Annotated in this window: 2 protein-coding genes; one reads left to right on the forward strand and one right to left on the reverse strand. The window is 51.4% G+C overall.

The window, feature by feature from the left end; translation table 11 throughout:
• Positions 1 to 50: 50 nt before the first annotated feature.
• Entirely contained in the window at positions 51 to 467 is a 417-nt protein-coding gene (locus H096_RS19975) for a hypothetical protein (RefSeq protein ID WP_033901134.1), read from the forward strand.
• Positions 468 to 835: 368 nt separating this feature from the next.
• Here the strand turns inward: H096_RS19975 and H096_RS19980 are convergent, their stop codons facing one another.
• Complete coding sequence (locus H096_RS19980) at positions 836 to 2,602, reverse strand: ATP-binding protein (RefSeq protein ID WP_032902224.1); 1,767 nt, start codon at positions 2,600 to 2,602, stop codon at positions 836 to 838.
• Between the last annotated feature and the right edge of the window lie 369 nt (positions 2,603 to 2,971).

Below are 2,971 nucleotides of genomic sequence, written 5' to 3' on the forward strand. Positions count from 1 at the left end.
GTTACGCAGCGAGCCTGGAGAGTGTCTAGGAAACCCGGGGCGATTCAGTCATGTACATCGGCAAGGCCATGGAGCTGTCTGACCGAATGGACGGGCACAAGCGTGTGCAGCAAGCCCAGGCAGAATGCGAGGACGAAGCGGAAATCTATCTGTACTTCTTCACGCCACGATTCGAGGCGATGGCGTCTCGCGACGGCATGGCCATCAAACAGCCTAACGACTATCTAAACCTGGGGGAAGAAAATCTCGTGCTCGCCGCCGAAGCCGGTTTGATCAATTACTTCTCACCTGAAATGAATGTTCAGAATAAAACGACGGACCTGCGTAAAAGCAAGGCCATGACCCGCGTGAAGAGTTTGAAATACACTCACTTTATTTCGGAGTGTAATTTTGACGAACATGACTATGCGTTCGAAACGACGAAAATCAGGAAGAGTGGCGCGCACGAGAAGATTTACTTGCTCTAACGCAGAGCAGGTACCTCCTACTCACGTGTTCGAGGGTGCCCCCCCATCACAGTGTGCACGACTGTATTGAGTTCAGCGGTTGACCGATTTGCTCTGATAGCCAGACTGGATGAACGGAAAAACAGCTGTGGATTCTGCACATACAGTTGGGTTGTGATTCAATGTTTGTACCGCCCGCGCTCTATTTTGGGCTTTAAAAACCACGCGGTCATGCAGGTATGCAATGCCGTAAATTGCTTCGTTTTCCTGGGCTGAAACGTTCGGCCATGCTTAAGGTGTTGTCACAAGCCAAAATGGCAAGCCCTCCCGGGGCTGCTGGATTCCGAAGGCTAGAGCCAGGAATCTGTCCAAAACCCACAAAATACGGCCTACATCAGCAGTGCGCCAGGAAAACCCGGTGCACGTTGAAGCTGCCATTCAATTTGTCGGCGTGCTGTGGAAATAATATCTGTAAACAATAGGCAGCTGACTCCAGGCTCAAGCTCTCGGGTCGGGAAGCCATCAATCCGCCCTCCTATTACTAGAATTTTTATTGGCTTAGCGCTATACCCGGTAAGCTCATGCCGATACCGAGTTGCTTGCTGGTAATCCGCAAAGCTCAAAGGATGCGAGGGACGCTTAAACTCGATCAGTAAGAACTCCCCCAGCAGGCTTTCATTCAACAGCAAGTCTGGACGGGTCGTGCCTAGCGCTCCGGAGTACTTCTGTTTCAGCAGCTCCTCAATCTGCCGTTTCAAAGTGATATTGGAACTAAAGATCGTGAATGCAGCACCCAAAATCCAAAGATTTACTTCTATAGCTTTGTGTACCGTTGACTCAAGGCAGCCTTCATTTCGGACTAGGCGCTCCAAGTCATCCAAGAACTGCAGTCTGGCTTTAGCTTGGTCGACCAGAACGGCCATGTCGGCAAGGCCAAAGCTCTCCAGCGCATCAGCAAGGTTAACGATATCGCCGCGATTTGCTTCAGCGAGATGCTCGATGATAGAGCGGTATTCGGTACGTTCTACGGCCTCAAGAACGACAAATGCGAGAGCCTGTACCTTGTGGGCAGGTTCGTCGTAATACTTTTTCAAAACCTTCTTGATTGCTCGATCTGCAAACTCGCGCTTGTGCTGGGGCAGTTTTTCCAATCGGCCGGCGACCGCTTTTTGCAAGCGAGCATGCGCCATCCGCATTTCCATACCGTGTGTAGAGCGGAAAGCCTCAACCAAATTTGCCTGCACGAAGGTGACGATCTGTAGGTAAGCCTCGCTGTTTTCGATTACCGAGTCCCAACCGGCAGTTACATAGTCCATCAGCCCGTCAGCTTCGACCTCGCCATACAGCTTTCTCAGCAGACGAGCAGGAATCTCATCACTGTTCTCCAAGCCAAAATAACTAGGCTTACCGACTGCCTTTCCTTCCACCATCAAAGTAATGCCGGGGCGTCTCAGACCACTTTTCTTTTTGCTAATGGCAAAACGAAGAGTTGCATCCCCCGCATCAGGAAACGTACCTTGCACCTCAGTGAATTCGCCTTCAAGATCATCAATGCCCAGCGGTTTACCATTGATGATAATTTTGAAGTCCTTCTGCCGACCGTACTCCATGATCAGTTCTTGGCGTAGTCGATCAGCACTTGGGTAACGTAGCCCTTGACGAAGATGCGTCAGTGTCACGCAGGTTCCATGATCTTCGAAGCTGCATTCGCTCACCTCAAGTGGTAGCGTCAAGTGCTCAATATCGGACGCCGACTCAAGGTCCTCAATACCAAGCGTGAACGAAATCTGTTGGCCACGGGCCATTGTGGTGAGACGCATCACCGAAGCGGACATCAACCCAGCAAATTTTCCGATCCCTTTCTTGCCTTTGATCGGACGCCGTTTTTTTGAGGTACGTCCATTAGTCCGCATCCGTCGATCAGATGCAATTTTCAAATAATGAGACTCAAGCTCCCGGCGAGTCATCCCGTTACCATCGTCGCGTATAACAATAGGGCCATTGGTCAATGGCTCAGGTAGTTCGATAACCACCTCTTCTGCATCCGCATCCCATGCGTTATCAACCAACTCTTTAAGAGCTTTTTCTGTCGTCGAGTAATCTTGGCTGAGCAACGTTGCCAGTCGGGAGTCAACCTGAAAATTTGCTTGCTGCATCTCGCATTCCATCATGGAAGGTTGTCGGCCCCGAGCACATCAACGATTTGCACGAATGGCTGTTTCGGCTCATTCTACACGGGGATGGCCTAATAATGGCTCGCCGCGTAGGGAAAGAAGTCCCTGCAATGTCGCCCCCTCCCGAGCCCCTCCCCCCGCCCGATGCATATCAACGCTGAAAGCGATTGAATTACTACGCTGCCGGCCTTCATGCTTTGCGCTGTAAAGGCGTCTGCGTTGGTTTAGAACTGAATGACCCGTTGATTCAGAAACGAGGAAGGAACCTACCCGAGGCAGGAGCCGTATGCGGTAGTTCCGCATGTACGGATCTGTGCGGGGGGCGGCAGGTAACTGCCGTCCCTACCGCGA

The sequence above is a fragment of the Pseudomonas sp. FH1 genome (genome assembly GCF_000510895.2).
In the GTDB taxonomy this organism is placed as follows: Bacteria; Pseudomonadota; Gammaproteobacteria; order Pseudomonadales; family Pseudomonadaceae; genus Aquipseudomonas; species Aquipseudomonas azotoformans_A.

Excerpts from the sequence above, each read along its gene's own strand:
- H096_RS19975 (WP_033901134.1), top strand. The coding sequence starts at position 51 with ATGTACATCGGCAAGGCCATGGAGCTGTCTGACCGAATGGACGGGCAC.
- H096_RS19980 (WP_032902224.1), bottom strand. The coding sequence starts at position 2,602 with ATGCAGCAAGCAAATTTTCAGGTTGACTCCCGACTGGCAACGTTGCTC.